This window comes from Streptomyces lasalocidi, from assembly GCF_005280215.1.
GTDB classification, from domain to species: domain Bacteria; phylum Actinomycetota; class Actinomycetes; order Streptomycetales; family Streptomycetaceae; genus Streptomyces; species Streptomyces longwoodensis.
This window is the reverse complement of record NZ_SZNQ01000001.1, coordinates 2,175,308-2,199,248: the sequence shown is the minus strand read 5'-3', so window position 1 is coordinate 2,199,248 and position 23,941 is coordinate 2,175,308. Positions and strand designations below refer to the sequence as shown.

21 protein-coding genes and 1 riboswitch are annotated in these 23,941 nt (G+C 71.4%); of the genes, 16 read left to right on the top strand and 5 right to left on the bottom strand.

Annotation, left to right across the window (positions count from 1 at the left end):
• The first annotated feature begins 111 nt into the window (after positions 1-111).
• The 4 genes from ctaC to E4U91_RS09840 all read left to right on the top strand — a co-directional run bounded on the left by ctaC (position 112) and on the right by E4U91_RS09840 (position 4,608).
• Complete coding sequence (ctaC, locus tag E4U91_RS09855) at positions 112-1,071, top strand: aa3-type cytochrome oxidase subunit II (RefSeq protein ID WP_067231671.1); 960 nt, start codon at positions 112-114, stop codon at positions 1,069-1,071.
• On the top strand, positions 1,068-2,804 hold the full coding sequence (gene ctaD, locus E4U91_RS09850; protein ID WP_137306498.1) for an aa3-type cytochrome oxidase subunit I: 1,737 nt from the start codon (positions 1,068-1,070) through the stop codon (positions 2,802-2,804). Before ctaC ends, ctaD begins: the two co-directional genes overlap by 4 nt.
• On the top strand, positions 2,801-3,199 hold the full coding sequence (locus E4U91_RS09845; RefSeq protein WP_067231676.1) for a cytochrome c oxidase subunit 4: 399 nt from the start codon (positions 2,801-2,803) through the stop codon (positions 3,197-3,199). The genes ctaD and E4U91_RS09845 overlap by 4 nt, the downstream gene beginning before the upstream one ends.
• Before the next feature lie 152 nt (positions 3,200-3,351).
• The gene (locus E4U91_RS09840; RefSeq protein WP_137306497.1) at positions 3,352-4,608 is read left to right on the top strand and encodes a L,D-transpeptidase; all 1,257 of its coding nucleotides are present in this window, start codon (positions 3,352-3,354) and stop codon (positions 4,606-4,608) included.
• 131 nt (positions 4,609-4,739) lie between these two features.
• On the opposite strand, the gene E4U91_RS09835 is transcribed toward E4U91_RS09840, so the two are convergent.
• Entirely contained in the window at positions 4,740-5,141 is a 402-nt protein-coding gene (locus E4U91_RS09835) for a response regulator (RefSeq protein ID WP_137306496.1), read from the bottom strand.
• Positions 5,142-5,286: 145 nt separating this feature from the next.
• Here E4U91_RS09835 and ctaE point away from each other — a divergent pair, with 145 nt between their 5' ends.
• From ctaE to E4U91_RS09805, 6 genes are all read left to right on the top strand, one after another.
• Positions 5,287-5,907 (top strand): aa3-type cytochrome oxidase subunit III, encoded by a 621-nt coding sequence (gene ctaE, locus E4U91_RS09830; protein WP_137306495.1) that lies wholly within the window; start codon positions 5,287-5,289, stop codon positions 5,905-5,907.
• A 64-nt stretch (positions 5,908-5,971) separates the two neighbouring features.
• Entirely contained in the window at positions 5,972-6,784 is an 813-nt protein-coding gene (gene qcrC, locus E4U91_RS09825) for a cytochrome bc1 complex diheme cytochrome c subunit (RefSeq protein WP_067231684.1), read from the top strand.
• On the top strand, positions 6,781-7,839 hold the full coding sequence (gene qcrA / locus E4U91_RS09820; RefSeq protein WP_137306494.1) for a cytochrome bc1 complex Rieske iron-sulfur subunit: 1,059 nt from the start codon (positions 6,781-6,783) through the stop codon (positions 7,837-7,839). Before qcrC ends, qcrA begins: the two co-directional genes overlap by 4 nt.
• On the top strand, positions 7,836-9,473 hold the full coding sequence (qcrB, locus tag E4U91_RS09815; protein WP_137306493.1) for a cytochrome bc1 complex cytochrome b subunit: 1,638 nt from the start codon (positions 7,836-7,838) through the stop codon (positions 9,471-9,473). Before qcrA ends, qcrB begins: the two co-directional genes overlap by 4 nt.
• A gap of 132 nt (positions 9,474-9,605) precedes the next feature.
• Entirely contained in the window at positions 9,606-10,670 is a 1,065-nt protein-coding gene (gene trpD / locus E4U91_RS09810) for an anthranilate phosphoribosyltransferase (RefSeq protein WP_137306492.1), read from the top strand.
• Between the two features lie 98 nt (positions 10,671-10,768).
• A riboswitch (SAM riboswitch) is annotated at positions 10,769-10,885 on the top strand.
• Positions 10,886-11,098: 213 nt separating this feature from the next.
• The gene (locus tag E4U91_RS09805) at positions 11,099-12,466 is read left to right on the top strand and encodes an aminotransferase class V-fold PLP-dependent enzyme (RefSeq protein ID WP_137306491.1); all 1,368 of its coding nucleotides are present in this window, start codon (positions 11,099-11,101) and stop codon (positions 12,464-12,466) included.
• Between the two features lie 79 nt (positions 12,467-12,545).
• Here the strand turns inward: E4U91_RS09805 and E4U91_RS09800 are convergent, their stop codons facing one another.
• Positions 12,546-12,827, bottom strand: a complete 282-nt coding sequence (locus tag E4U91_RS09800) for an Lrp/AsnC family transcriptional regulator (protein ID WP_067231697.1) — start codon at positions 12,825-12,827, stop codon at positions 12,546-12,548.
• Complete coding sequence (locus E4U91_RS09795) at positions 12,824-13,567, bottom strand: rhomboid family intramembrane serine protease (protein ID WP_137306490.1); 744 nt, start codon at positions 13,565-13,567, stop codon at positions 12,824-12,826. Before E4U91_RS09795 ends, E4U91_RS09800 begins: the two co-directional genes overlap by 4 nt.
• Positions 13,568-13,763: 196 nt before the next feature.
• On the opposite strand from E4U91_RS09795, the gene E4U91_RS09790 reads away from it, so the two are divergent.
• From E4U91_RS09790 to E4U91_RS09770, 5 genes are all read left to right on the top strand, one after another.
• Positions 13,764-14,003, top strand: a complete 240-nt coding sequence (locus E4U91_RS09790) for a hypothetical protein (RefSeq protein ID WP_067231702.1) — start codon at positions 13,764-13,766, stop codon at positions 14,001-14,003.
• A 67-nt stretch (positions 14,004-14,070) separates the two neighbouring features.
• Positions 14,071-15,414 (top strand): NYN domain-containing protein, encoded by a 1,344-nt coding sequence (locus tag E4U91_RS09785; protein ID WP_137306489.1) that lies wholly within the window; start codon positions 14,071-14,073, stop codon positions 15,412-15,414.
• Between the two features lie 211 nt (positions 15,415-15,625).
• Complete coding sequence (locus E4U91_RS09780; protein ID WP_137306488.1) at positions 15,626-16,660, top strand: C40 family peptidase; 1,035 nt, start codon at positions 15,626-15,628, stop codon at positions 16,658-16,660.
• Positions 16,661-16,884: 224 nt separating this feature from the next.
• Complete coding sequence (locus E4U91_RS09775; RefSeq protein ID WP_137306487.1) at positions 16,885-17,895, top strand: C40 family peptidase; 1,011 nt, start codon at positions 16,885-16,887, stop codon at positions 17,893-17,895.
• Between the two features lie 73 nt (positions 17,896-17,968).
• Complete coding sequence (locus E4U91_RS09770; protein ID WP_137306486.1) at positions 17,969-19,171, top strand: hypothetical protein; 1,203 nt, start codon at positions 17,969-17,971, stop codon at positions 19,169-19,171.
• A 211-nt stretch (positions 19,172-19,382) separates the two neighbouring features.
• Here E4U91_RS09770 and E4U91_RS09760 read toward each other — a convergent pair whose 3' ends face one another.
• Complete coding sequence (locus E4U91_RS09760) at positions 19,383-20,648, bottom strand: glycosyltransferase family 87 protein (RefSeq protein ID WP_137310747.1); 1,266 nt, start codon at positions 20,646-20,648, stop codon at positions 19,383-19,385.
• 153 nt (positions 20,649-20,801) lie between these two features.
• Here E4U91_RS09760 and E4U91_RS09755 point away from each other — a divergent pair, with 153 nt between their 5' ends.
• Positions 20,802-21,944, top strand: a complete 1,143-nt coding sequence (locus E4U91_RS09755; protein ID WP_137306485.1) for a glycosyltransferase family 4 protein — start codon at positions 20,802-20,804, stop codon at positions 21,942-21,944.
• A 33-nt stretch (positions 21,945-21,977) separates the two neighbouring features.
• On the opposite strand, the gene E4U91_RS09750 is transcribed toward E4U91_RS09755, so the two are convergent.
• Entirely contained in the window at positions 21,978-23,774 is a 1,797-nt protein-coding gene (locus tag E4U91_RS09750; protein ID WP_137306484.1) for an AMP-dependent synthetase/ligase, read from the bottom strand.
• Between the last annotated feature and the right edge of the window lie 167 nt (positions 23,775-23,941).

Sequence of the window (23,941 nt, the reverse complement as noted above, 5' to 3'; positions counted from 1 at the left end):
TAGGGTTTGGTCCGCATAAACATCCAAACCCCTGCCCGACGCAGGGCGGCGACCGACCAGCGAGAAGGCCGCAGCCGTTAAGCGCGGGCGAGACTCTCGGGAAGGCGCTACGTGAGTCCCAACGGCTCCGACCGCTCGCCGCGGCGCCCGATGCGGCGGAAGCTGCTGCAGGCACTGACCGCGGGCCTGGTCCTGGCGACCGCGACCGGTTGCACATACAAGGACTTCCCCCGCCTTGGCATGCCCACCCCGACCACGGAAGAGGCTCCGCGGATCCTCTCCCTGTGGCAGGGCTCCTGGGCCGCCGCGCTCGCCGTCGGCGTGCTGGTGTGGGGCTTGATCATCTGGAGTGCGATCTTCCACCGGCGCAGCCGGACCAAGGTCGAGGTCCCTCCGCAGACCCGGTACAACATGCCCATCGAGGCCCTGTACACCGTGGTCCCGATCATCATCGTCTCGGTGCTGTTCTACTTCACGGCCCGTGACGAGTCGAAGCTCCTCAGCCTCGACAAGAAGCCCGACGTCACGGTCAACGTGGTCGGCTTCCAGTGGAGCTGGTGCTTCAACTACATCGAGAACGTCGACGGTTCGACCGGTGACGCGAAGACCGACGACAACCTGTCCGCCATTCCGGACCGGTACAAGAAGGACTTCCCGGACAACGCGGGCGGCGTCTACACCTGCGGCACCCCCGGTGAGCGGAACCCGCAGACGAACAACCCCGGTCCGACCCTCTGGCTCCCCGAGGGCAAGACGGTCCGCTTCGTCCTCACCTCGCGTGACGTCATCCACTCCTTCTGGGTCGTGCCGTTCCTGATGAAGCAGGACGTCATCCCCGGCCACACCAACGCCTTCCAGGTGACCCCGAACAAGCAGGGCACCTTCCTGGGCAAGTGCGCCGAGCTGTGCGGTGTCGACCACTCGCGGATGCTGTTCAACGTGAAGGTCGTCTCCCCGGAGCGCTACGAGCAGCACCTGAAGGACCTCGCCAAGAAGGGCCAGACCGGATACGTTCCCGCGGGCATCGAGCAGACGAGCCACGAGAAGGAACGGGAGTCGAACATCCTGTGAGCATCCTCAACGAACCCCAGGGTGCCGCCGCAGCAGGGTCCCACTACGAGGACGAGCTGCCGGTCAGGCGCCAGCGCCGCGGCGAAGTCGTCGTCAAGTGGCTGACCACGACCGACCACAAGACGATCGGTACGCTGTACCTCGTCACGTCGTTCGCGTTCTTCCTCATCGGTGGCGTGATGGCGCTCTTCATGCGCGCCGAGCTGGCCCGCCCGGGCCTGCAGATCATGTCGAACGAGCAGTTCAACCAGGCGTTCACGATGCACGGCACGATCATGCTGCTGATGTTCGCGACGCCGCTGTTCGCCGGCTTCACCAACTGGATCATGCCGCTGCAGATCGGCGCGCCCGACGTGGCGTTCCCGCGGCTGAACATGTTCGCCTACTGGCTGTACCTGTTCGGCTCGCTGATCGCGGTGGCCGGCTTCCTCACGCCGAACGGCGCGGCCGACTTCGGCTGGTTCGCCTACGCCCCGCTGTCGGACGCGGTCCGCTCGCCGGGCATCGGCGCCGACATGTGGATCATGGGTCTGGCCTTCTCCGGCTTCGGCACGATCCTCGGCTCGGTCAACTTCATCACCACGATCATCTGCATGCGCGCGCCCGGCATGACGATGTTCCGCATGCCGATCTTCACCTGGAACGTCCTGCTGACCGGTGTCCTGGTCCTGCTGGCCTTCCCGGTGCTGGCGGCCGCGCTGTTCGCCCTGGAGGCGGACCGCAAGTTCGGGGCCCACGTCTTCGACGCGGCCAACGGCGGCGCACTGCTCTGGCAACACCTCTTCTGGTTCTTCGGCCATCCAGAGGTGTACATCATCGCCTTGCCCTTCTTCGGCATCATCTCCGAGGTCATCCCGGTCTTCTCCCGCAAGCCGATGTTCGGCTACATGGGCCTGATCGCCGCGACGATCTCGATCGCCGGCCTCTCCGTGACGGTGTGGGCCCACCACATGTACGTCACGGGCGGCGTGCTGCTGCCGTTCTTCTCCTTCATGACGTTCCTCATCGCGGTCCCGACCGGCGTGAAGTTCTTCAACTGGATCGGCACGATGTGGAAGGGCTCGCTGTCCTTCGAGACGCCGATGCTCTGGGCTACCGGCTTCCTGATCACCTTCACCTTCGGTGGTCTGACCGGTGTCATCCTGGCCTCGCCGCCGATGGACTTCCACGTGTCCGACTCCTACTTCGTGGTGGCGCACTTCCACTACGTCGTCTTCGGCACCGTGGTGTTCGCGATGTTCTCCGGCTTCCACTTCTGGTGGCCGAAGTTCACCGGCAAGATGCTCGACGAGCGTCTCGGCAAGATCACGTTCTGGACGCTGTTCGTCGGCTTCCACGGCACCTTCCTGGTCCAGCACTGGCTGGGCGCCGAGGGCATGCCCCGCCGGTACGCCGACTACCTGGCGGCCGACGGCTTCACCGCCCTGAACACGGTCTCGACGATCAGCTCGTTCGTCCTCGGCCTGTCGATGCTCCCGTTCCTCTACAACGTGTGGAAGACGGCCAAGTACGGCAAGCCGGTCGGCGTCGACGACCCGTGGGGCTACGGCCGCTCGCTGGAGTGGGCGACCTCCTGCCCGCCGCCGCGGCACAACTTCCTCACCCTGCCGCGCATCCGCAGTGAATCCCCGGCGTTCGACCTGCACCACCCGGAGATCGCCGCGCTGGAGCAGCTGGAGAACGTTGGCCACGGCGCCGAGGCGATCGCGGGCAGCAAGGAGGCCGGCAAGTGAAGATCCAGGGCAAGATGTTCATCTGGCTGAGCGTCTTCATCCTCGTCATGGCGTGCGTCTATGGCGTGTGGTCGAAGGAGCCGGCCGGCACCACCGCCCTCTTCCTGGCCTTCGGCCTGTCCATCATGATCGGCTTCTACCTGGGCTTCACCGCCCGGCGGGTCGACACCGGTGCGCAGGACAACAAGGAGGCCGACGTCGCGGACGACGCCGGCGAGCTGGGCTTCTTCAGCCCGCACAGCTGGCAGCCGCTCGCCCTGGGCTTCGGCGGCGCGCTCGCCTTCGCGGGCGTCGCCATCGGCTGGTGGCTGCTCTACTTCTCCGCCCCGCTGATCCTCATCGGCATCTGGGGCTGGGTCTTCGAGTACTACCGCGGTGAGAACCGCACCCAGTAGCACGCGCTGGACACGATCGGGCCCGGACACTCCGCAGGGAGCGTCCGGGCTCGCTCTTTTGCCGCAGCGGACGTGGCCGTTCGCAGCAATCGGTGTCCCCCGCAGGAGTGACCCGCCGCGCCGCGGTGGACGTTCGTTCCTACGTTGGGGCCATGAGCCACTCACCCAGTCCCCGCACCGTCGTCGGCTGCACCCTGCTGGTGATCGCCCTGGGCGCGGGCGCCGGCGCCTGCGGCTCGGACGGCAACCCCCTCGCCGAACGCCCCTACGACGCGACCGACCAGATCTCCTTCAACGGCCCCACGGGCGACGGCAAGAAGGCCGACCCCGACAAGCCCCTGGAGGTCACCGCCGACGACGACGACCGGATCACCGACGTCACGGCCGTCGACGCCTCCGGCCGCTACGTGGCCGGCCGGCTCTCCGCCGACGGCAGCCGCTGGCGCAGCACCGAGCCGCTGGCCGCGAACGCCCGCTACACGCTCCGGGTGAGCACCGAGGACGAGGACGGGGCACCCGGCCGCCGGGTCCTCACCTTCGACACCGGCAAGCCCACCGCCCAGAAGCGGCTGACGGCCACGTTCGGCCCCAAGTCCGGCACCTACGGCGTCGGGCAGCCGATCACGGCCGAGCTGAGCCAGCCGGTCAGGGACCCCGCCCAGCGGACCGTCGTCGAACGGGCCCTGAAGGTCGACTCCACGCCGTACGCCGCCGGCGCCTGGCACTGGGTCGACGACAAGGAACTCCACTTCCGGCCCAAGGACTACTGGCCCGCCCACGCCACCGTGCGCGTGCACAGCAACCTCGACGGCATCAAGGTCGGCGACCGGCTGTGGGGCGGAGCGTCCAAGGAGCTGAAGCTGACGATCGGGGACCGCGTCATCGCCCTCACGGACGCCGCCGCGCACTCGATGAAGGTCTACAAGAACGACGAGGAGATCAACCAGATCCCCGTCACCACCGGCAAGCCCGGCTTCGACACCCGCAACGGCGTCAAGGTGGTGCTCGGCAAGGAGTACTTCGTACGCATGCGCGGCACCAGCATCGGCATCGCCGAGGGCTCCTCCGACTCGTACGACCTGCCGGTCTACTACGCCACCCGGGTCACCTGGAGCGGCGAGTACGTGCACGCCGCCCCCTGGTCCGTGGGCTCCCAGGGCTCCGCCAACGTCAGCCACGGCTGCACCGGGATGAGCACGGCCAACGCCGAGTGGTTCTTCGAGCACGTCCGCGAGGGCGACGTCGTCCAGGTGGTCAACTCCGAGGGCAAGACGATGGAGCCGTTCGGGAACGGCTTCGGCGACTGGAACCTCACCTGGGAGAAGTGGCGGGAGGGCAGCGCGTTGACGCAGAAGGGCACCAAGGCCGCCCCGGACGAGGAGGCCCGTCTGCGGCCCCAGAGCGTGTGAGGGCGCCCCCAGGCGGCGGCGGGGCGGCCCGGGGCGCCCGGGCCCCGGGCCGCCCCCCGGGCGCCTCCACGGGGCCCGCAGCCGCCTTGACGGCACCCCCGGCGGACGAGGCCGCGGGGGGCGCCGGGTCCTCAGGCGTTCTGCAGGTTCTTCCGGCGCAGCAGGGAGGCCAGGGCCGAGGCGAACTCCACCGGGTCCACGGGGTGCGTCACCGCCGCGTCCGCCCGGCTCCAGGTCGCCAGCCAGGCGTCCTGCGGCCGCCCGATGAGCAGCAGCACCGGCGGGCAGTTGAAGATCTCGTCCTTGATCTGGCGGCACATGCCCATGCCGCCCATCGGCACGGCCTCGCCGTCCAGGACGCACACGTCGATCCCGCCCCGGTCCAGCTCCTTGATGACCGCGGCCGGCGTCGCGCACTCCAGGATCTCGACGACGGGCACGTCCGGTGCCGGCCGCCGTCCCGTGGCCAGCCGTACCTGTTCGCGAGTGGTGGAGTCGTCGCTGTAGACCAGCACCGTGGCGGTCGGCTGCATGCTTCCTCCGTGACGTCGGCGTCCTTGGGGCGAGCTCGTTGCCGCGGATGCTACTCCCTTGAACACCACGTCAACACCGGTCCGGCGGGCCGAGACACTCCGAACGGCACCCCCCGGAGTGAGGGCGGGATAAGCGACCGACATAATGTCGGTCGTGGCGACAGCAACGACAGTAGATACCGGGCACGCGCACCCGTCGGTCAACCGGCCGAACCTCACCAGCGTCGGAACCATCATCTGGCTGAGTTCCGAGCTGATGTTCTTCGCGGCCCTCTTCGCGATGTACTTCACCCTGCGATCGGTGACGGGGCCGGAGCACTGGAAGGAAATGGCCTCGAGCCTGAACTTCCCGTTCTCGGCGACGAACACCACGATCCTGGTGCTCTCCTCACTGACCTGCCAGCTCGGCGTGTTCGCGGCCGAGCGGGGCGACGTGAAGAAGCTCCGGGGCTGGTTCAGCCTCACCTTCATCATGGGTGCGATCTTCATCGGTGGTCAGATCTTCGAGTACACGGAGCTGGTGAAGAAGGACGGGCTCTCGCTCTCCTCCGACCCGTACGGCTCGGTGTTCTACCTGACCACCGGCTTCCACGGCCTGCACGTGACGGGCGGTCTCATCGCCTTCCTGCTGGTCCTGGGCCGCACCTACGCGGCCAGGAGGTTCACCCACGAACAGGCGACCGCCGCGATCGTCGTGTCCTACTACTGGCACTTCGTCGACGTCGTCTGGATCGGCCTCTTCGCCACGATCTACATGATCAAGTAGCCGGGCCCGCACCCGCACCATTCCAGAAGCACCGACGCAGAAGATCCTGACACCGGGGTAATCCGTGAAAAAGCTCTCCGCACGACGACGCCATCCGCTGGCGGCGCTCGTCGTCCTACTCCTCGCGCTGGCATGCACTGGGGGGCTGTACGCCGCGTTCGCGCCCGCTGAGAAGGCGCAGGCCGACGACACCGCCCAGTCCCTCGCCATCGACGAGGGCAAGAAGCTCTACACCGTGGGCTGCGCCAGCTGCCACGGAACCGGCGGTCAGGGCGGCTCCGACGGCCCCAGCCTGGTGGGCGTGGGCGCCGCGGCCGTCGACTTCCAGGTCAGCACGGGCCGGATGCCCGCGGCGACCTCCCAGGGCGCCCAGGTGCCGAAGAAGAAGAACATCTACACGCAGGCGCAGATCGACCAGCTCGCCGCGTACATCGCCTCCCTCGGTGCCGGCCCGGCCGTCCCGACGAAGGAGCAGTACGGCCCGGAGGGTGCCGACATCGCCAAGGGCGGTGAGCTCTTCCGGACCAACTGCGCGCAGTGCCACAACTTCACCGGCAAGGGCGGTGCGCTCACCAAGGGCAAGTTCGCCCCGTCGCTGACGGACGTGGAGCCGAAGCACATCTACGAGGCCATGCAGACGGGCCCGCAGAACATGCCTTCGTTCCCCGACACCACCTTGTCGGAGCAGAACAAGAAGGACATCATCGCTTACCTGAACGCGGTCAACGGCGACGAGACCGAGAACCCGGGCGGTCTGGAGCTGGGCGGCCTCGGGCCGGTCAGCGAGGGCCTGTTCGGCTGGATCTTCGGGCTCGGCACGCTGATCGCGGTCGCCGTCTGGGTCGCCGCTCGGACCGCAAAGGCCAAGAAGTCATGAGTAGCCAAGACATTCCAGAAGAGAACCTGCCCGCACAGCAGGGCCACGCGCACGGCGCGGTGGACGTGGCGGACGAGAAGAACCCGTTCGCCGACCCCGGGCTGCCGCCCCACGAGCACCGGATCCAGGACATCGACGAGGAGGCCGCCCGGCGGTCCGAGCGTGCGGTCGCCCTGCTGTTCACGGTGTCGATGCTGGCCACCGTCGGCTTCATCGTCTCGTACGTGACGGTCCCGCACGACCGGTCGATCTACGTCTTCCCGATCGGTCACGTCAGCGCGCTGAACTTCGCGCTGGGCATGACCCTCGGTGTGGCGCTGTTCTGCATCGGCGCGGGCGCGGTCCACTGGGCCCGCACCCTGATGTCCGACGTGGAGATCGCCGACGAGCGCCACCCGATCGAGGCGTCCCCGGAGCTGCGCGCGAAGGTCCACGAGGACTTCCGCCAGGGCGCCAAGGAGTCCGCGATCGGCCGCCGCAAGCTGATCCGCAACACGATGCTGGGCGCGCTGACCCTGGTCCCGCTCTCCGGCCTCATGCTGCTGCGCGACCTCGGCCCGCTGCCCGGCACCTCGCTGCGCCACACCATGTGGTCCAAGGGCAAGCTCCTCGTCAACATGAACACCAACGAGCCGCTGCGTCCCGAGGACGTGGCCGTCGGCTCGCTGACGTTCGCCAAGCCCGAGGGCCTGGAGGAGCACGACGAGGACTTCCAGAAGGAGATCGCCAAGGCGGCCCTGATGATCGTCCGGCTCCAGCCGGAGAACATCAAGGACAAGCGCGAGCTCGAGTGGTCGCACGAGGGCATCGTGGCGTACTCCAAGATCTGCACCCACGTGGGTTGCCCCATCTCGCTGTACGAGCAGCAGACGCACCACGTGCTGTGCCCCTGCCACCAGTCCACCTTCGACCTCTCCGACGGTGCCCGGGTGATCTTCGGCCCCGCCGGTCACGCCCTGCCGCAGCTGCGCATCGGCGTGAACGACGAGGGCTACCTCGAGGCGCTCGGCGACTTCGAAGAGCCCGTCGGTCCTGCCTTCTGGGAGCGCGGATGAGTACTACAGCGAGCAACACCTCCCGCTCGCGCGGGAAGGCACCCGGCGGCGAGCGCGTCGCCGACTGGGCCGACGGACGGCTGGGGATCTACACCCTCGCCAAGTCCAACATGCGCAAGATCTTCCCCGACCACTGGTCGTTCATGCTGGGTGAGGTCTGCCTCTACAGCTTCATCATCATCATCCTGACGGGTGTCTACCTGACGCTGTTCTTCCACCCGTCGATGAACGAGGTGCAGTACCACGGCAGCTACGTCCCGCTCCAGGGGCAGATGATGTCGGAGGCGTTCAACTCCACGCTGCACATCTCCTTCGACGTCCGCGGCGGTCTGCTCATCCGGCAGATCCACCACTGGGCGGCCGTCGTCTTCATCGCCGGCATGTTCGTGCACATGATGCGCGTGTTCTTCACCGGCGCGTTCCGCAAGCCGCGTGAGGTCAACTGGCTGTTCGGCTTCCTGCTGTTCGTCCTGGGCATGTTCACCGGTTTCACCGGCTACTCGCTCCCGGACGACCTGCTCTCCGGCACCGGTGTCCGCTTCATGGAGGGCGCGATCCTGTCCGTGCCGATCGTCGGCACGTACATCTCGTTCTTCCTCTTCGGCGGCGAGTTCCCGGGCGGCGACTTCGTGGCCCGCTTCTACTCGATCCACATCCTGCTGCTGCCGGGCATCATGCTCGGTCTGGTGGTCGGCCACCTGATCCTGGTCTTCTACCACAAGCACACGCAGTTCGCGGGCCCCGGCAAGACCAACAACAACGTGGTCGGCATGCCGCTGCTGCCGGTGTACATGGCGAAGGCGGGCGGCTTCTTCTTCCTGGTCTTCGGCGTCATCGCGTTCGTCGCGGCGATCGCCCAGATCAACCCGATCTGGGCCATCGGCCCCTACCGGCCGGACCAGGTGTCCACCGGCGCCCAGCCCGACTGGTACATGGGCATGGCCGAGGGCCTGATCCGCGCGATGCCGGGCTGGGAGATCAACCTGTGGGGCCACACGCTCGTCCTGGGCGTGTTCATCCCGCTGGTGCTGTTCGGCGTCATCCTGGTCGCGATCGCCGCCTACCCGTTCATCGAGGCCTGGGTCACCGGCGACAAGCGCGAGCACCACATCCTGGACCGCCCGCGCAACGCCCCGACCCGTACGGCGTTCGGTGTCGCCTGGCTGACCGTGTACTTCGTGATGCTGATCGGTGGCGGCAACGACATCTTCGCCACGCACTTCCACCTGTCGATCAACGCGGTCACCTGGTTCGTCCGGATCTCGTACTTCGTCGGCCCGGTCATCGCGTTCATCGTCACCAAGCGGATCTGCCTCGGCCTCCAGCGCCGGGACAAGGACAAGGTGCTGCACGGCCGCGAGACCGGCACCATCAAGCGCCTGCCGCACGGTGAGTTCATCGAGGTGCACGAGCCGCTCAGCCAGGAGCAGCTGCACACGCTGACCGCGCACGACCAGTACAAGCCGCTCCAGCTCGGCCCCGCGGTCGACGAGAACGGTGTCGAGCGCAAGGTCAGGGCCACGCAGAAGGTGCGCGCCAAGCTCAGCGAGGCCTACTTCGGCGAGGAGTCGCAGATCGTCAAGCCCTCCGTCGAGGAGTACAAGGAGATCACGAGCGGCCACGGCCACCACTGATCGCTGCGGCGTCGCCACGCCACGGTCGAAGGGCCCCGTCCGGTGTTCGGACGGGGCCCTTCGCGCTGTCGGGGGCTGGATAGGCTGGCACCGCACTCTTTACCTCGTCCCACAGACACCCAGGAGCGGCTGATGAGCGCTGTGACCCCCGCTGGAGGCGACACCGCGGCGGGCCGCTCCTGGCCCGCCGTGCTGAACGGCCTGCTGGACGGCCGGGACCTGTCCGCGGACGAGACCGCGTGGGCGATGGACCGGATCATGAGCGGCGAGGCGACCGACGCGCAGATCGCCGGCTTCGCGGTGGCGCTGCGCGCCAAGGGCGAGACGGTCGAGGAGATCTCCGGCTGCGTGCGTGCCCTCTACGAGCACGCCAACGTCATCGAGGTGCCGGGGGCGACCGTCGACATCGTCGGCACCGGCGGCGACGGCGCCAAGACGGTGAACATCTCCACCATGTCCTCGATCGTCGTGGCCGGCACCGGCGCGAAGGTCGTCAAGCACGGCAACCGGGCGGCGTCGTCCGCCTCGGGCGCCTCCGACGTGCTGGAGAAGCTCGGCGTCAACCTGGAGCTCAGCCCGAAGCGGGTGGTGGAGGTCGCCGAGGAGGCCGGGATCACCTTCTGCTTCGCGGTGAAGTTCCACCCCGCGCTGCGCCACGTGGCCGCCGCGCGCGGCCAGCTGGGCGTGCGGACCGTGTTCAACTTCCTCGGTCCGCTGGCCAACCCGGCGAAGGTGCGGGCCCAGGCGATCGGGGTGGCGGACCGGCGGATGGCGCCCATCATGGCGGGCGTGTTCGCCGAGCGCGGCAACTCCTCGCTGGTCTTCCGGGGCGACGACGGCCTCGACGAGCTGACCACCACCGCCACCTCCCGGGTGTGGACCGTGCGCGACGGCAAGGTCACCGAGGAGGCCTTCGACCCGCGGGACGTCGGCCTCGACCTGGTCCCGGTGGAGGCGCTGCGCGGCGCGGACGCGGCCTACAACGCCGGGGTCGCCCGCCGCCTCCTGGACGGCGAGCACGGCCCGGTGCGCGACGCCGTGCTGCTGAACTCGGCGGCCGCGCTGGTCGCCCTGCACCCCACGGACGCCCCGCTGACCGAGCAGATCCGCGCCGCGATGGCGAGGGCGGCCGAGTCCGTCGACTCGGGCGCGGCTCGACGCACGCTGGAGCGGTGGGTGCAGGTCAGCAACGCCTGACGCCCGTTTTCCGGCCGCACCCGGCGGTTCACGTGCGCGGTCCCGCGATCCGGACAGGAGTTGCGGGACCGCGATCACGTCGCGTACTTTCCTTCCCAGGTCATGAGTGACAGTCATGAGGCCCCGGCCGACTGTCCGGCAACCCTCCGTCCGTGGCGGGGTGCCCCGGGTGAAGACCAGGCCGCAGGCAGCGAGGTCTGCGGCAAGCGCGGACCCCTCGCGAATTCCAGGGGTCCTGGTCGTCGAGGAGTCTTCCGTGAGCAAGCGAATGCGCTAGGGCCGCAGAGCCCCGTCTCCGCACGCCTTTCCCTCGGCAGTCCTGCTGCCGTCCCTTCCTCTCCTCGTCCCGCGCTGGAGTCCCGTTCGCGTACGCGCGTCCCGGCGGCTCGTGCGGTGACGGGTCACGCCTGCCTGTCCGGGAGTCCGCCATGTCCGTCACCACCACCGCTGCCGCCGACCGCTCCGTCTGTGCCCCGCTGCCCGTCCTGGGCCGGGACGTCGCCGTCCCGCTCGTCACCGGCGGTGAGGTCACCTACGCCGCCCTCGACTACGCGGCCAGCGCCCCCGCCCTCCAGCGGGTCTGGGACGACGTCGCCGCCTACGCGCCGTACTACGGCAGCGTCCACCGCGGCGCCGGCTACCTCTCCCAGCTGTCCACGGACCTCTTCGAGAACGCCCGCCGCACGGTCGCCGCGTTCCTCGACTGCCGCCCCGAGGACCAGCTGGTCTTCACCCGCTCCACCACCGACTCGCTCAACCTGCTCGCCCGCGCCCTGCCCGCCGACTGCCAGGTCTTCGTCTTCGAGACCGAGCACCACGCCTCCCTGCTGCCCTGGCAGGACCACCGGGTCACCTACCTGGACGCCCCGCGCACCCCCCGGCAGGCCGTGGAGACCCTGGAGCGCGCCCTCGCCGACCGCGACCCCCACGGTCCGGCCCTGGTCTGCGTCACCGGCGCCTCCAACGTCACCGGCGAGCTGTGGCCGGTCCGCGAGCTCGCCGCCGCCGCCCACGCCCACGGCGCCCGGATCGTGCTGGACGCCGCCCAGCTCGCCCCGCACCACCCGGTGAGCCTGCGGGACCTCGACGTCGACTGGGTGGCCTTCTCCGGCCACAAGCTGTACGCCCCGTTCGGCTCCGGTGTGCTGGCCGGCCGTGCCGACTGGCTGCGCGCGGCCGAGCCCTACCTCGCGGGCGGCGGCGCCAGCCGCAAGGTCACCCGGCGCGAGGACGGGGGAGTGGACGTGGAGTGGCACGAGAGCGCGGCCCGGCACGAGGCCGGCTCGCCGAACGTGATCGGCGCCTACGCCATCGCCTCCGCCTGCAAGGCCCTCACCGAGGCCGGCTGGGACACGCTGGTCGCCCGCGAGCAGCACCTGGTCGAGACGGTGCGCGCCGGGCTCGCCCGGATCCCCGAGGTCCGCGTGCTGTCCCTGTTCGGCGACGACGCCCCCCGGGTCGGGGTGATCTCGTTCGTGGTCGACGGCTGGAACAGCTCGCACTTCGCCGCCGCCCTCTCCGCCGAGTACGGCATCGGCGTCCGCGACGGCCTGTTCTGCGCCCACCCCCTGGTGCGCACCCTGCTGGGCACCGACCCCCAGACCCAGGGCGAGTGCGGCGCCCCCGAGGCGGCCCCGGGCGAGAAGTCGCTGAACGCGATCCGGGTCAGCTTCGGCGCCGGCACGCCCGACGAGCACGTGGAGCGCTTCATCGGTGCGGTGCGCGAGCTGGTCAGCGACGGCGCGAAGTGGCGCTACCGGACCGAGGACGGCCGCTGCGTGCCGGCCGTGGGCTGACCGGCGGCCGCCAGGAGTCCGGCGTCGGCGGTCCGGCGTCAGGAGTCCGGCGTCGGCGATCCGGCCTCAGGAGTCCGCGTCAGGAGTCCAGGCCGATCGCGAAGGCCGCCTCCAGGTCGTGCTGGGAGTAGGTGCGGAACGCCACGTGCGTGTCCGTGCCCTCCACCCCGGGGATCTTGCTGATGCGGCCCGGGATCACCTCGGCCAGGTCTTCGTGCCGGCGCACCCGCACCATGGCGATCAGGTCGTAGGTCCCGGTGACGGAGAAGACCTCGCTCACGCTCTCGAGCGCGGCGATCTGCTCGGCGATCTCCGGGATCCGGTCCACGCTGGTCTTGATCAGAACGATCGCGGTGATCACGGCTGGTTCTCTCCCTCGGGGGCCGGAGGCGGGGCGGCCTTCACTTTAGTCGCAGGGCCGTACCGGGCCCACGCGTAGGCGAAGCCCAGCCCGAAGCCCACCACGTGCGCCAGGTAGGCCACCCCCGGCCCCTGCGGGGAGCGGCTCGCGGCGAGCCACTGCAGCGCCGCCCAGAAGGGCAGGACGACCCAGGCCGGGAACCGCAGGGGCAGGAAGAACAGGAACGGCAGGAGACTGGTCACCCGTGCCCGGGGGAAGAGGAACAGGAAGGCCCCCAGCACCGCCGAGATCGCCCCGGACGCTCCCACGAGCGGCTGTGCGGAGGAGGCGTTGGCGGCCGCGTAGCCCAGCAGCGCGAGGCAGCCGCAGCCGACGTAGAAGAGGGTGAACTGCACCCGGCCCATGCGGTCCTCGGTCAGCGCTCCGAAGACGTAGAGGAAGAGCATGTTGCCCAGCAGGTGCACCCAGCTCCCGTGCACGAACAGGGCCGTGGCGGGGGTCAGCACCGCCCGCGGGACCCCCGCGAACAGCTCGGCCGGGACCACGCCCCAGCGAAGGAAGTAGGCCCGCTGCGCGGCGAGCAGCTCCCCGCCGGTGCCGTACGCCGGGTTCAGCCCGCCGGCCGGTCCCAGCACGAACAGCACACAGCACAGCGCGATCAGTCCGTACGTCACCGGCGCCGACGGCCGGAGCACCGCCCGGCCCGCCGCGCCCACCAGGGCTCTGAAGTCGCCGACCATGAACACAGAGCATGACGTAACCGGACCGATCGGGACGGACCGCCTCGCCGCCGTGGACGGACGGGCGGCGAGTACCCGCCAGGCCGTAGGGTTACGAGCCACACGGCCGGGGCGTGCGAGCACCACCCCGGGCGGTGCGCCGGAAGAACGCCATGAACGCCACGAGCACCACACGAGAAGGAAGCGGACGGTCACGATGACGGTTCCCCTGCCGACCACCACGACGCGGTGGCGCTGCACCCTCTGCGGCAACCTCACGCGCTTCGACGTGACCCGTTCGTCGAAGGTCGTGGAGTACGTCCACCTCGACCTGGCCGGCGAGCCGAGCGTCGAGGAGCGCGAGGTGCTCAGTGAGACCATCGAGTCGGTGCGCTGCCGCTGGTGCAACGCGGTGGACCAGGTGGAACTCGTGGACAGGCCGGGCGCCGACTCCTGACCGGGAGCGGCCCCGCACAGGCGATCCCGGCAGCGGGATCCCGAGGACAGGCAGTGGGGTGTGACGGATGGTGGAGACCGCAGGCGGGGGGCCGGGCGACGGCGCCGCCGAGGTGCTCGACCGTCCGCTGCCCGACGGTGTGCGCCGCCGGGTCGTCCAGATCGTCTCGGACGGCTTCGGCGGCCTGACGCTCGGCGAACTGCCCGCGCAGTTGCGCCAGTACGCGCGGTTCGCGCCCAACCGGCGGGCCAAGTTCGCCGGCAACGCGATGGCGGCCGCGCTGGAGACCGACCCGCTGTTCCGCCAGCGGATCGGGGAGAAGCTCAGGGAGGCGCAGCCGGAGCTGTGCGGCGCCCTCGACTCGGGCTCGCCGCCCCCGGCCGCGGACCCGCTCGACGTGGCGGCCGCGGCCTACGTGCTGCGCCCCGCGGGCTGGGTGAAGCTGGTGACCGCGGCCGGCGAGGAGGCCCTGCGCGCCGACGCCGAGCGCGCCGACGAGGAGAGCCGGGCCGAGCTGGAGCGGCTGCGCACCGAGCTGGACCGGTCCCGCGAGCAGACCCGCACGGAGACCGAGCGGCTGCGCACCGAGCTGGAGACGGCCCGCAAGGAGGCCGAGGCGCTCCACCGCAAGCTGCGGGCCGCCCTCAGCGACGTCAAGCGGGGCGAGGCCGCGCTGCGCAAGGCGCAGGCCGAGATGGAGACGGTGCGCTCCGAGGGGCAGGCGCAGGTGTCCGCCGCCGAGAGCGAGACCCGGCGCCTGAAGGCGCGGCTCGCCGAGACCGAGGCCGCCCTGGAGGCCGGCCGCAAGGCGGCCCGCGAGGGGCGCAGCGTCGAGGACATGCGGGTGCGGCTGCTGCTGGACACCGTGCTGGACGCCGCCCAGGGGCTGCGCCGTGAACTGGCCCTGCCGCCGGTGTCGGTGCGCCCGGCGGAGACCGTGGACGCGGTCGAGCCGGGCCGGATGAGCCCCAAGGACATCGCCGCACGGGCGTTGTCCGAGCACGATCCGGCCATTCTCGACCAGCTGCTGGCGCTGCCGCAGGCGCACCTGGTCGTCGACGGCTACAACGTCACCAAGACCGGCTATCCGCAGATGCCGCTGGAGAAGCAGCGGCTGCGGCTGCTCGGGCAGCTCTCGCAGCTCGCCGCGCAGACCGGCGCCGAGGTGACGTGCGTCTTCGACGGCGCCGAACTCGCCGCGCCCGTGCTGCTGGCCCCGCCGCGGGGGGTGCGGGTGCTGTTCTCCAAGCCCGGGGTCACCGCCGACGAGCTGATCCGGCAGCTGGTGCGGGCCGAACCGCCGGGCCGGCCGGTCATCGTCGCGTCCACCGACCGGGAGGTCGCCGACGGCGTCGCCCGGGTCGGTGCCCGACCGGTCGCTTCTGCGGTACTCCTGAAGCGGTTGTCCTGAAGGGCAAGTTCCGCGTTCAATGCCCGAATTGACGGCCGCCTTGTGCAACGTAGCGTCAACCGACTCTCACGGGTCGTGAGTTGCTCGCAAATACTGTGTTGCGTGAGAGGTTTTTTTCTCTCCAGGATTTGAACTGATCACGATGAGGTCACTAGGGTCTGGGCTCGAACCTCCGAACAGGTGATCCCTCACAGCAAGGAGTTCGCCTCCCGTGGCGTCCCATCGTCGACCCAAGCAGACCAGTCGCGCACGCGTGACCGTGCTGACCACCGCTGCTGCCGCCGCCGTCGTCCTGAGCTCCCAGGCCGCCAATGCCGCGCCGAGCGAGAAGCCCTCCAAGGACGAGGTCAAGACCAAGGTCGACAAGCTGTACGAGGAGGCCGAGCAGGCCACCGAGAAGTACAACGGCGCCAAGGAGAAGCAGGAGAAGCTCCAGAAGGAGATCTCCACCATCCAGGACAACGTCGCCCGCGGCCAGGAGGAGCTCAACGAGCTGCGCGACTCCATAGGCATGGCGGCGGCCGCCCAGTACCGCACCGGCAGCATCGACTCCTCGCTCCAGCTGTTCCTGTCGTCCGACCCGGACGACTACCTGGACAAGGCGTCCACCGCCGACCAGCTCAGCGCCCAGCAGGTCGAGGCGCTGAAGAAGATCCAGGAGAAGCAGCGCGAGCTGGCGCAGGAGCGCTCCGAGGCGTCCGGCAAGCTCACGGACCTCGCCTCCACCCGCACCGAACTGGGCAAGAAGAAGAAGGAAGTCCAGGGCAAGCTCGCCGAGGCGCAGAAGCTGCTCAACAGCCTGACCGCCGCGGAGAAGGCCCAACTGGCCGCCGCCGACGCCCGCGCCAGCCGCTCCTCGACCGCGCGCGTCGACCTCAGCGGTGCCACCGCCGGCTCCAGCCGCGCCATGGCCGCCTTCCAGGCCGCCCAGAGCAAGATCGGCTCGCCGTACGTCTACGGCGCCACCGGCCCGTCCTCCTTCGACTGCTCGGGCCTGACCTCCTGGGCCTACGCCCAGGCCGGTGTCGGCATCCCGCGCACCTCGCAGGCCCAGGCCAACGCCGGCACGCGCATCTACAGCCAGAGCGACCTCCAGGTCGGTGACCTGGTCATCTTCTACGGCGACATGCACCACGTCGGCTTCTACGCGGGCAACGGCCAGGTGCTGCACGCCCCGCGCACCGGCACCGTGGTGCGCTACGAGTCGATCAACAACATGCCGTTCCAGTTCGGCGTGCGGATCTGATCCCTGCCCCGGCACGGGTCCCCGGCCGCGTCCAAGATCAGGACACGGCACCGCCCGAACGGGCGAATCGCGTCCGCCCGAAGTGACCCCCCGCCCCGCCACTGACCTGCGTCGGTGGCGGGGCGTCACGTTCTGCGCCGAACCGGGTCGTTGGTCCACCCCTGGTCGCGGGGCTACTGTCTGCCGCGTTTCCCCGTCCGCCAGTGGAAGGAGCGCGGCTTCCCGTGGGGTCCCACCGTCGCCCAGCACCGTCCGGGTTCGACCGCGGAGCCGCTACCGCGCTCTGCGCCATGTCGGCCGCCGCCGCGGCCCTCGGAGTCGTACCGGCCACGGCCGCGCCGCACGACACCCGAGCCGAGGTCGACCGCCTCTACACGGAGGCCGAGAAGGCCACCGAGGCCTACAACAAGGCCGACGAACGCGCCGGCACCCTGCGCCGGCAGGTGACCGACGCGCAGGACCGCATCGCGCGGCAGCAGCTGCGCATCAACACGATGCGCGACCGGCTCGGTTCGCTCGCCGGCGCCCAGTACCGGGCCGGCGGCCTCGACCCGTCCCTCGCCCTGCTGTTCTCCGACGACCCGGACGACTACCTGGACAAGGCGGCCGCCCTGGACCGGATCACCGCCCACCAGGCGGGCGAGCTGCGGGAGCTGCAGGACGCGATGCGCGACCTCGCCCAGGAACGCGCCGAGGCCACGCGGCGCCTCGGCGAGCTGGAGCGCAGCCGCCGGGCGGTCGCCACCCACAAGCGGACCGTGGAGCGCAAGCTCGCCCGGGCCCGCCGGCTCCTGGACAGCCTGCCGTCGGCCGAGCGCGCGGCCTACGACCGGGCCTCCCGCTCGGCGCGCGACGGGATGGCCTTCCCCGGCGGCGAGGTGCCCGTCTCCGGCCGCGCGGCCGCCGCGGTGGCCGCCGCCCGCTCCGCCCTCGGCCGGCCCTACGTCTGGGGCGCCAACGGGCCCTCCGGCTTCGACTGCTCGGGCCTGATGCAGTGGTCGTACGCGCAGGCCGGCGTGGCCCTGCCGCGCACCTCCCAGGCCCAGGCGCACGCCGGGCGCCGCGTCCCGCTGTCCCAGGCCCGCCCGGGCGACCTCGTCACCTACCGCTCCGACGCCAGCCACGTCGGCATGTACGTCGGCAACGGACGCGTCATCCACGCGCCCTACCCCGGCGCCCCGGTGCGCTACGACCCGGTCGGCATGATGCCGATCTCGTCGGTGACCCGCCCCTAGGGGACTCCCCAGCCGTGAGCGGCCGGTCCCCGTCCGGGGTCCGCCGCGGGCGCCGCGCCGTACGATCGTGTGGATGGCTGGTCGACGGCGGGTGCGCGGGTCCCACGTGGTCGTGCTGTGCCTGCTCCTCGTCGCCCTCGTGGGCTGCGGCGGCCGGCCGGCCACCGACACCGTGCGGGCCGACGTGCAGCGGCTGCTGGACCGGCGGGCGGCCGCCCTCCTCGCCCACGACGCGACCGCCTACGCCGGCACCGGCGCGGCGGGAGACTACGCGCGGGTGCGCGCCGTGCCGCTGCAGGATCTCTCGTACCGGGTGGCCGCCGTGCGCGGCGACGGTGCCGCCCGCACCGCCGACGTCCGGCTCAGCTACCGCGTCCGGGGCTACGACCGGGCGCCCGTCACCGCGGGGCGCACGGTGCACCTGGCCCGGGGCGCCGACGGCGGCTGGGCGGTGACGGCGGAGACGCCCGCGCCCGGGGCCGGCGCCCAGCTGTGGGACCAGGGGACCGTGGACGTCGTGCGCGGGGAGCGCAGCCTGGTCATGGGTGTCGGGCAGTCCGGGGAGCGGCTGCGCACCTTCGCGGACCTGGCCGACCGGGCCGTGCCCGCCGTGGCGGCGGCCTGGGGCACCGGGTGGACGCTGCACGTGGTGGTGCTGGTGCCCAAGTCCCTGGCGGGCATGGCCGCGCTGCTCGGCTCGCCCGCCTCCTCCTACCGGGGCATCGCCGCGGTCACCACCGGGGAGACCGGCGGCCCGCCCCGGGCGCCCGCGGACCGGATCGTGGTCAACCCCGACGCCTACGGGATGCTCGGCGCGGTCGGCCGGCAGGTCGTCCTCACGCACGAGACCACCCACGTCGCCACCCGCACCCACACCAACGCAGCCACCCCGTTGTGGCTGTCCGAGGGGTACGCGGACTACGTCGGTTACCGCGACACCGGCCGCACCCCGACCGAGGTCGCGCCGGAGCTGGTGGGCGCCGTGGCCGGCGGTGACGCCCCGGCGGCGCTGCCCACCGACGCCGACTTCGGCTTCTCCGGGGACGCCGTGCGGCTGGCCGAGGCGTACGAGGGCGGCTGGCTGGCCTGCCGGATGATCGCCGGGCGCTGGGGCGAGGAGCGGCTCGACGCCTTCTACCGGGCCGTCGGGGCGCACGGGAAGCGGGCGGGCGCGGTCGAGGGCGCGCTGCGGAGCGTGCTGGGGACGAGCCTCGCCGACTTCACCGCCGACTGGCGCCAGTACGTGCACGACCAGCTGGCCGCCCCGGCCGGCTGACCGGGCCCTCGCGCGGTCAGCGTTCCAGCTCGGCGACCGCCTCCGGGGGAGCGCCGGCCCGGCTGCGGGTCACCCTGCTCGGCACCGCCCTGCAACTGGCGCCGGCCCCCCTCCTGGCGGGCCTCGGACTGCCGGGGATCTGCCTGGCGCTGGCGCTCGCGATGGCCGCGCAGTGCGCGGCGGTGGCCTGGCTGCTGCGCCGCGAGCGGTGTCAGGAGGACGCGGACGTCTCCCTGGTCCGGGCGGCCTGACCGGGCAGGGGCGCCGACGCCCCCTCCGGCACGGTCGAACGCCACAGCCGTACGGCGGCGACGACCGCGGCCGCCACCAGCAGGCCGTTGCGGGCGAACAGCAGGGCCATGCCGAGCGGGTCGCTCGCCACGACGTGCGCGAACCACACCGGGAACTCCAGCACCGTCACCGCGGACGCGGCCGCCACCAGCAGCGCCGCCGGGAGCATCCGGCTCGCCCGGAAGCACAGGCACACCGCCGCGAGCCCGACCAGCCACACCAGGTACTGGGGGCTGATCACCCGGCTGGTGACGGTGAACAGCAGCACCGCGGTGAAGGCCGCGTCGGCGAGCGTGGCCGGCCCCCACCGGCGGGCCCGCAGCCGCCACAGCAGCAGCCAGCCGAAGGCCAGCGCCGTCAGCACCTGGGCCGCGGTGCTCACCTCGTGCACGTACGGCCCGAGGAATTCCATCGAGCCGTAGTGCAGCAGCACCTGCCCGTCCCAGCCGGTGTGCCGGGCCACGTGCAGGACCAGCCCGCCCAGCGACTCCACCTCGGTGCCCCGGTCGCGCTGGGACGTCAGGAAGGCGAACGAGCCGGGCGCCGCCAGCGCGAACACCCCCGTGAGGACCGCCGCGCAGACCGCCGCGGCACCCCACGTCCGCCGTCGCACGGCCCCGGCCAGCAGCAGCGCCGGCCACACCTTCAGCAGCGCCCCGAAGCCGATGAGGACGCCGGCCACGCGCGGGTGCCGCACCCCGGCCACCAGCGCGGCCACCGCCACGGCGGTCACCATCACGTCGTAGCGCGCGTACACGGTCGGGCCGAGCAGCGGCAGGCCCGCCGCCCACAGCCAGGCGCCGCGCGGGCCCCGGTCCGGTCCGGTGCCCGCGCGCAGCAGCAGGACCAGCACCACGAGGTCGGCGAGGAACGCCAGCACGAAGAACGCCGACGCGTAGTCCAGGAAGGGCAGCAGGCCCGGGGCGAGGATCGCCACGGCCGCGCCCGGCGGGTACTGCCAGGTGACGTCGGTCCCCGGGAAGGTCCCGGTGCGCAGGACGTCGTACCAGCCCTGGTAGATCACGGACACGTCGCCCGTGACGTCCGGGCCGGGGAAGGCCCACACCTTGAACACGCACAGCAGCAGGAGCAGCCGGGTCACGCCCCACACGGCGAGGAGCCCGGCCGGTGCGTGCGGTCCGGCCGGTCCGGCGGGCGGGTGCCCGGCCCGCCGCGCGTCCGTGATGTCCACCTGTGCCCCTGTTCATCCGCTTGCGTGGTGAGGGCCCATGGTCTCCCGGCGGACTGTGCGGGAGCCATGAAGCGCGGCCGTGGCGGACCGCGCACCGCCGCCCGGGGACCCGCGGCGGCCGGACGGCGTTGGATACAGTCGGCGGCGATGCACAAGACGCTGATCGTGACCAACGACTTCCCGCCCCGGCCGGGCGGTATCCAGGCCTTCCTGCACAACATGGCGCTGCGCCTGGACCCCGAGCGCCTCGTCGTCTACGCCTCCACCTGGAAGCGGGGCCGGGAGGGCGCGGAGGCGACGGCCGCGTTCGACGCGGAGCAGCCCTTCACCGTCGTACGCGATCGTACGACGATGCTCCTGCCCACGCCCGGCGCGACCAGGACGGCCGCCGGGCTGCTGCGCGAGCACGGCTGCACGTCCGTGTGGTTCGGGGCCGCAGCACCGCTCGGCCTGATGGCCCCGGCCCTGCGCCGAGCGGGCGCCGAGCGGCTGGTGGCCACCACGCACGGCCACGAGGCCGGCTGGGCCCAGCTGCCCGCCGCCCGTCAGCTGCTGCGCCGGATCGGCGAGGGCACGGACACGATCACCTACCTCGGCGAGTACACCCGCTCCCGGATCGCCACCGCGCTCACGCCCGCGGCGGCGGCGCGGATGGTGCAGCTGCCGCCCGGCGTCGACGAGAAGACCTTCCACCCCGGCTCCGGCGGCGAGGAGGTGCGCGCCCGCCTCGGCCTGACCGACCGTCCGGTGGTCGTGTGCGTGTCCCGGCTGGTGCGGCGCAAGGGCCAGGACACGCTGATCCGAGCGATGCCCCGCGTCCTGGCGGCCGAGCCGGACGCGGTGCTGCTGATCGTCGGCGGCGGCCCGTACGAGAAGGACCTGCGGCGCCTCGCGGCCGACACGGGCGTGGCCGCCTCCGTCCGCTTCACCGGGGCGGTCCCCTGGGCGGAGCTGCCCGCCCACTACGGCGCCGGTGACGTCTTCGCCATGCCCTGCCGCACCCGGCGCGGCGGCCTCGACGTGGAGGGCCTCGGCATCGTCTACCTGGAGGCGTCCGCGACGGGCCTGCCGGTCGTCGCCGGCGACTCGGGGGGCGCCCCGGACGCGGTGCTCGACGGCGAGACGGGCTGGGTGGTGCGGGGCGGCTCGGCCGAGGAGACCGCCGAGCGCGTCGTCACCCTGCTGGGCGACGCCGAGCTGCGCCGCCGGATGGGCGAGCGGGGCCGCCGCTGGGTGGAGGAGAAGTGGCGCTGGGACCTCCTGGCCGAGAGGCTGAGAGAGCTCCTCTGAGCCGGTCCGGCCACAACGGGCCCCGGCGCGCCCCTACTTGGCGTAGATCGCCTCGATCTCGTCCGCGTAGTCCTTGGCCACCACGTTCCGCTTGAGCTTCAGCGACGGGGTGAGGTGGCCCGAGTCCTCGGTGAACTGGGCGGACAGGATGCGGAACTTGCGCACCGACTCCGCCTTCGACACGGCCGCGTTGCCGTCGTCGACCGCCGCCTGGACCGCGGCCTGCAGGTCCGGGTCGTCCTTCAGAGACGCCGCGGTGGCACCCGCCGGCTTGCCGTGCTCGGCGGCCCAACGGCCCAGGAACTCCTCGTCGATGGTGACCAGCGCGCCCACGAACGGCCGCCCGTCGCCCACCACCATGCACTCCGCGACCAGCGCGTGCGCGCGGATGCGGTCCTCGATGACGGCCGGGGCGACGTTCTTGCCGCCCGCCGTGACGATGATCTCCTTCTTGCGGCCGGTGATCCGCAGGTAGCCGTCCTCGTCCAGGGTGCCGATGTCCCCGGTGTGGAACCAGCCGTCGGCCAGCGCGTCCGCGGTGGCGGCCGGGTTGTTCCAGTACTCCTTGAACAGGTGCTCGCCGTGCAGCAGCACCTCCCCGTCGTCCGCGATCCGCACGACCGAGCCCGGCAGCGGCTGGCCGACCGTGCCGATCTTCTGGCGGTCCCAGGGGTTGAACGCGGTGGCCGCGCAGGACTCGGTCAGGCCGTAGCCCTCCAGCACCGTGAAGCCGATGCCGCGGAAGAAGTGGCCGAGGCGCTCGCCCAGCGGGGCCCCGCCCGAGATGGCGTACTCGCCCCGCCCGCCGAGCACCGCGCGCAGCTTGCCGTAGACCAGCTTGTCGAAGACCTTGTGCTTGATCCGCAGGCCCATCGACGGGCCCGACGGGGTGTCCAGCGCCTTGCTGTACGCGATCGCGGTGTCGGCGGCCCTGTCGAAGATCGCGCCCTTGCCGTCGGCCTGCGCCTTGGCGCGCGCCGAGTTGTAGACCTTCTCGAAGACCCGCGGCACGCCCAGGATCAGCGTCGGCCGGAAGGCCGCCAGCTCGTCGGTGAGGTTCTTGATGTCGGGGACGCAGCCCAGCTTGATCGGCGCCATCATCGGCGCGACCTGCACCAGGCGCCCGAAGACGTGCGCGAGCGGCAGGAAGAGCAGCACCGAGCACTCGCCGGTGCGGAACAGCGGGCGCAGCCGCTCCACGACGTTGCCGCACTCGGCGAAGAAGGCGCGGTGGGTGAGCACACAGCCCTTCGGGCGGCCGGTGGTGCCCGAGGTGTAGACGATGGTCGCCGGGTCGTCGGCGCGCGCGACCGAACCGCGCTCCTCGACCGTGGCGTCGCTGATGTCCTTGCCGGCCCGGCCCAGCTCCTCGATGCCGCCGGCCTCGATCTGCCAGACGTGCTTGAGGGTGGGCAGGGTGTCGCGCACCGACTCCACGGCGGCCGCGTGGCCGGCGCTCTCCACGACGCACGCGGTGGCGCCCGAGTCGGAGAGGATCCACTGCACCTGCTCCGGTGAGCTGGTCTCGTACACCGGCACGGTGACCGCGCCCGCGCTCCAGATGGCGAAGTCCAGCAGCGTCCACTCGTACCGGGTCCGGGACATCAGGGCCACCCGGTCGCCGGGCTGCACGCCGGACGCGATGAGGCCCTTGGCGGCGTCCTGCACCTCGGTGAGGAACGCCGACGCCGTCACGTCCTGCCAGGCACCGCCGGCCTTGCGGGCGATCACGGCGACGTCAGGGTGCTGCGCGGCGTTTCTGCGGACGATGTCGGTCAGATTGCCGTCCGCAGGGACCTCGTACAAAGCCGGAAGGCTGAACTCGCGCAAGACTGCTGCTCCTCATAGGGCGCCGGCGCCACGACGTTGTGTGATGCGACGGTGCGGTCCACGGCTCGGGCGGTGCTCGCGCATTCAGATGTTGAAATGCTGAGCACGACTGGACTGCCCGGACGTTACCCGCCGGTATGGCTTCTTCGACAGGGGGTCCCGGCGAG

What these genes read in the sequence shown, in the direction of transcription:
- E4U91_RS09805 (WP_137306491.1), top strand. Translation starts at nt 11,099, where the DNA reads ATGTCCGTCACCACCACCGCTGCCGCCGACCGCTCCGTCTGTGCCCCG.
- trpD (WP_137306492.1), top strand. Translation starts at nt 9,606, where the DNA reads ATGAGCGCTGTGACCCCCGCTGGAGGCGACACCGCGGCGGGCCGCTCC.
- E4U91_RS09835 (WP_137306496.1), bottom strand. Translation starts at nt 5,141, where the DNA reads ATGCAGCCGACCGCCACGGTGCTGGTCTACAGCGACGACTCCACCACT.
- E4U91_RS09755 (WP_137306485.1), top strand. Translation starts at nt 20,802, where the DNA reads ATGCACAAGACGCTGATCGTGACCAACGACTTCCCGCCCCGGCCGGGC.
- ctaE (WP_137306495.1), top strand. Translation starts at nt 5,287, where the DNA reads ATGTCGGTCGTGGCGACAGCAACGACAGTAGATACCGGGCACGCGCAC.
- qcrB (WP_137306493.1), top strand. Translation starts at nt 7,836, where the DNA reads ATGAGTACTACAGCGAGCAACACCTCCCGCTCGCGCGGGAAGGCACCC.
- E4U91_RS09795 (WP_137306490.1), bottom strand. Translation starts at nt 13,567, where the DNA reads ATGGTCGGCGACTTCAGAGCCCTGGTGGGCGCGGCGGGCCGGGCGGTG.
- E4U91_RS09785 (WP_137306489.1), top strand. Translation starts at nt 14,071, where the DNA reads ATGGTGGAGACCGCAGGCGGGGGGCCGGGCGACGGCGCCGCCGAGGTG.
- qcrA (WP_137306494.1), top strand. Translation starts at nt 6,781, where the DNA reads ATGAGTAGCCAAGACATTCCAGAAGAGAACCTGCCCGCACAGCAGGGC.
- E4U91_RS09770 (WP_137306486.1), top strand. Translation starts at nt 17,969, where the DNA reads ATGGCTGGTCGACGGCGGGTGCGCGGGTCCCACGTGGTCGTGCTGTGC.
- E4U91_RS09840 (WP_137306497.1), top strand. Translation starts at nt 3,352, where the DNA reads ATGAGCCACTCACCCAGTCCCCGCACCGTCGTCGGCTGCACCCTGCTG.
- E4U91_RS09790 (WP_067231702.1), top strand. Translation starts at nt 13,764, where the DNA reads ATGACGGTTCCCCTGCCGACCACCACGACGCGGTGGCGCTGCACCCTC.